The sequence below is a fragment of the Arthrobacter sp. Soil762 genome (genome assembly GCF_001428335.1).
GTDB lineage: Bacteria > Actinomycetota > Actinomycetes > Actinomycetales > Micrococcaceae > Arthrobacter.
Map to the genome: position 1 here is coordinate 1 of NZ_LMSG01000013.1, position 3,817 is coordinate 3,817.

The following is a 3,817-nucleotide window of genomic DNA, read 5'->3' on the forward strand; positions in this document are numbered from 1 at the left end:
GCGTCCGGAGACCGTGGTGGTGTCGATCGCATCGGTGAGGCTGACGAATCCTACGCCGCGGTCGTTCAGTCCGCCGGCGAAATCCAGGAGGTCTTTCAAGCTCCGGCCCAGGCGGTCCAGCTTCCACACCACCAAGGTGTCACCTTTGCGCAGGTTGTCCAGCGCTTGGTCGAGGCCGGGGCGTTGGGACTTAGTGCCGCTGATCGTGTCTTTGTAGATCTTGTCGCATCCGGCCTTCTGTAGGGTGTGACTTTCGGCGCTATTTGGCGGTGTTTTGTGATCGCTAAATGGCGTTCAAGAGTCCCAGGGAGCGAGGGCGTGCCTAATCCCTTCGTCTCGTATCTCTAGGGTTATGAGACGTGTAGTTGGGGGGGCGCTGCTGACGAAGCGCAGTCGCAGCGAGGACAGAGCTGACCCTTCGGACACCGAATCGCTTGTCGGTCGTCGCCCAGGAGAGCATGCTTGTTTCGTCACGGACGCTAAGAGATGCTGGAGCACACCGCTATGACCAACCCTGAGCTGCCCGACGAAATAGCGTCCAACGGAATGAGTGCAGTCGAAAGAACCTCGATGGAGAAACAGTCCAACGAGGACCGTGAGCGTTTAGTTTCTCGGCTCAGGGACGACACATCAGTCCAACAAGCAGTAACCGTTGTGCGTTACGAAATTCATGAACCGAGGGCGGTGCAATGGGACTTAATCGCAACGCTCGTCGCCTGGGCCGCTGCGCTCGGTGCTGCCCTCGGTGGCGTGTCGATAATTGCAGATCAATTGCTGCTCGCCGGCGTGCTTGCAATCGCCACTGCTGCGTTGTCAACCTTCTTGGCCGCGGCTAAGCCAGCCGACAAAGCCGCTAGTCATAAGACTGCGTCCGCAAAGTACCGCGCCCTAAACTCTGAGTACAACTCGCTCCAAACCGATATTGGCAAGTTGAGCGAGTATGTCTCCGCGACCGCCTATGACTACGAGTCAGGACAGCTCTACGACTCCAGCTACTATCGGATAAAGGCCTTTAATGCGGAGGTGCTGGACGGCCTTGAGAAGCGCTTCAGAAAACTCGGTGACAAGTACAACGAGACGGTCCCGAAGTCACCCACCATTCGCCAGAGTGTTGTGCGCGCGGCCATGAAGGCCACCAGCGGGCAGTTGGATTACGGGTAAATCGCAGATCGCAAGCCGACCGACCGACCAAGCCGATACGCTCAGTCTTGCCAAATACCTGGCCGGCGTCCAAAGCTCCATCTTCTCCTTTCGGCGGGGGAGCTCGCACAGCGAGAGCGGCCCCGCAGCCCGATCCTTCCGAGGGCGGCTGACTGCTTCTCATAACCCGATGAGGTGTCTCGAAACCTCTGCGCCTCGAAACCATAGAGTTCGGAGACACAGAGGTTTCGACACAGAGCCGCGTTAGGTCTGGGCCGGCGTTACGACCAACATCGTGATGCGGGTCAGAATGAGATCTGTAATGGGGCACATCTCTGGGAGTCATCGACGATAATTGGTCCATTGTGGGTCCGAAGGCGGCTCTATGAAGGCGGGGAAGCATGCGTAGCACGAGGGCAGTCGGCATCGGTATTCTGGCCGCCAGCCTGATTCTGCCGGTCGCGGGGTGTGCTCCCATCAACAGCTCCCCCATGGGATTGTCATCGCCTTCGGGATTCTCATCGTCGACCGAATCACCATATGAACGCCCGGTCACGCCAACGACTTCCCAAGCTGCGATTCCTGCGCCTCCGGTCTTGCCGGTGCGGCCCGCCGACGACACGATCGAGGAAATCGTGGAGGACACGGTATTGGCTCGTTCCCAGAAAATGGGGGCGAAGCTCAGTTCGGCGGAATGGCGGAACCTGCGCACGACCATCTGTGACAACCTGGAAGCTGGCCGTGCCGGACTTTTTCTGTCCCAGGCAGCCAACGCTCTTGCTCCTGAAGATCAATGGCCTGTCACTGACCTCTACCTTGACGGGGCGATTTCAGGCACTTGCACCACGGCAAAAAAGCCCCCGCCACCAATCGGCCACTATTACACATCCGACGTAGATTTTGGGATCCATTACCGCCTTCTGGCTTCCTACAAAGTGAACGACATCAGGTACAGCGGGCTGATCACGCAGTACATCAAAGATGTCGGTGACTATGGGCGCCGCTATGGCGTAGACGTCAGCTACCTTCTAGACGCCGTTCCCGGATCACCCGGCACGTCAGGAAGCATCTCGGGCTACGACGTCGTTTGCGCCGATGGCTGGGTCTCGTCCAGCGGCGGCAAACAGGGAGCATGCTCGCATCACGGTGGAATCCGTTAGCAAAGAGAGGTGACGGGCGGCCTGTTGGACTGCCCCTTCACCTCTCGAGCGTCAGTAGCCTCCGGCTGGTCGAACCGTTGCCCGGCCCGGAATCAGGCCCGAGCAGAAGGCGGCCCGACGTCTCGCAACCCTAGCGTGTTGAGGCGGAAGATTCCGACACGCCGAGTTGGATGGGGAGAAGGATTCGGCCGCCCGTAGGCGGATCCTTCACCGGACGCCCAGGGCGGCCACTGATACGCCGTTGCCAGATATATCTCTTCGAGTAACCTCAACTCCTCACCCGAAGGAGTGCACACGGCGGCGGAGTGACCCTGAAGAGAGCAGATTCGCTGAAGCCTTCGGTGGCTCCGCTGTGCGGGCGTCTATTAGCTGGGGATTTTGGGACCAACGAGCATGTAGAGCACGCGGGTGAGAAGAACCCCGGCTACGAGAAAAAGGAACACCCCGCCAATTTGCCAAGACACGATGGCGCTATAGCAGTCTTCCGCCAGATGTGGCTCGAAGGGTGACGACGAGTTTGTCGGGGCGAACGTAGTCCCACAGCTCCCTTTGTACGCCCCGACGAATTCGTTTGTCGTGGTGGCCTGAATCTGATGCATGCTTACGAGGATTCCGCCTATCAATGCTGCAGCCCCTATGAGGAACATCGTGAGTCTCATTTGGACGGTGCTTGGACCGGAAAAATAGTTCGCCATGAGTGCATTAGAGCATTCATTCCGGACGGCACGTAGGACCGTGGAGAACAAGTCGGCGGATTCTGCGGTCCTGACGGCGGCACGGATCTGTCCGGTCGGCCCCGCTCCAGCCCGCGCCCATCGGCACAGAGGCGCACGTCAATAGCGTTGGGTGCGCATCTGTAGCAGGTCCTGCATTCAGTTCGTGCAGAGGCTGTTAAGGGTCTCTTGTAATGCCGATTTGACCTGATCGTGCATGAGTTCTTGTGTGCAGTCTGACTTGCAATCCTCCACAAGGGCAGGCGATCTCCGGATCGCGGCCGTCGCACGGTCTTCGTCATCCTGGTGGCCGGACAGCCCGCCCTGTGAATCTGCCGTTGCCTTCGTATCCCAAGGGTCTCGCAACCCTTGGGATATAAGACGTCTCATAGGCTGGATCTCTGTGACGATTGCAGCATCTTATTTTTCGCGGAATTGTCAGAGTTCTTCCGCGGCCGGCGATTCTCGTAACTATGTCTCGAAACCTTCTGGTTGAATCGCTGTATCCACCATTAGTTATGAGACACATCGGAGCAGCCCATGGCCAAACTGATTGGCTATGCACGCGTTTCCACGCGACAGCAATCCACCGACCGGCAACAGGCGGACCTTCTTGCCGCCGGAGTCCGGCGCGATGACCTCTACATTGATCACGGCGTGTCCGGGACGCGAAATTCACGACCACAGTTCGATCGGGCCCTCGACTGAGTATTTGATGCCTTGAGAGCCACCCAATCTTGCGCTTCAGAGCCACCGATCGTGCGGAAGAGAGCCAGTGGTGGTGTGCCTGGGAGCCACTGGCCC

At 58.6% G+C, this 3,817-nt stretch carries 2 protein-coding genes and 2 pseudogenes; 3 read left to right on the forward strand and 1 reads right to left on the reverse strand.

The window, feature by feature from the left end; translation table 11 throughout:
• A pseudogene (locus tag ASG77_RS11010) lies at positions 1 to 237 on the reverse strand (recombinase family protein); the annotation flags it as partial.
• 267 nt (positions 238 to 504) lie between these two features.
• On the opposite strand from ASG77_RS11010, the gene ASG77_RS11015 reads away from it, so the two are divergent.
• From ASG77_RS11015 to ASG77_RS21330, 3 genes and pseudogenes are all read left to right on the forward strand, one after another.
• Positions 505 to 1,161 (forward strand): hypothetical protein, encoded by a 657-nt coding sequence (locus ASG77_RS11015; protein ID WP_156380267.1) that lies wholly within the window; start codon positions 505 to 507, stop codon positions 1,159 to 1,161.
• Between the two features lie 380 nt (positions 1,162 to 1,541).
• Positions 1,542 to 2,300 (forward strand): hypothetical protein, encoded by a 759-nt coding sequence (locus ASG77_RS11020; RefSeq protein WP_156380268.1) that lies wholly within the window; start codon positions 1,542 to 1,544, stop codon positions 2,298 to 2,300.
• 1,253 nt (positions 2,301 to 3,553) lie between these two features.
• Positions 3,554 to 3,715: pseudogene (locus ASG77_RS21330) on the forward strand (recombinase family protein); the annotation flags it as partial.
• Positions 3,716 to 3,817 lie beyond the last annotated feature (102 nt).

Bases quoted from the DNA above. Each gene is read 5' to 3' on its own strand.
- ASG77_RS11020 (WP_156380268.1), top strand. From the start codon at position 1,542: ATGCGTAGCACGAGGGCAGTCGGCATCGGTATTCTGGCCGCCAGCCTG.
- ASG77_RS11015 (WP_156380267.1), top strand. From the start codon at position 505: ATGACCAACCCTGAGCTGCCCGACGAAATAGCGTCCAACGGAATGAGT.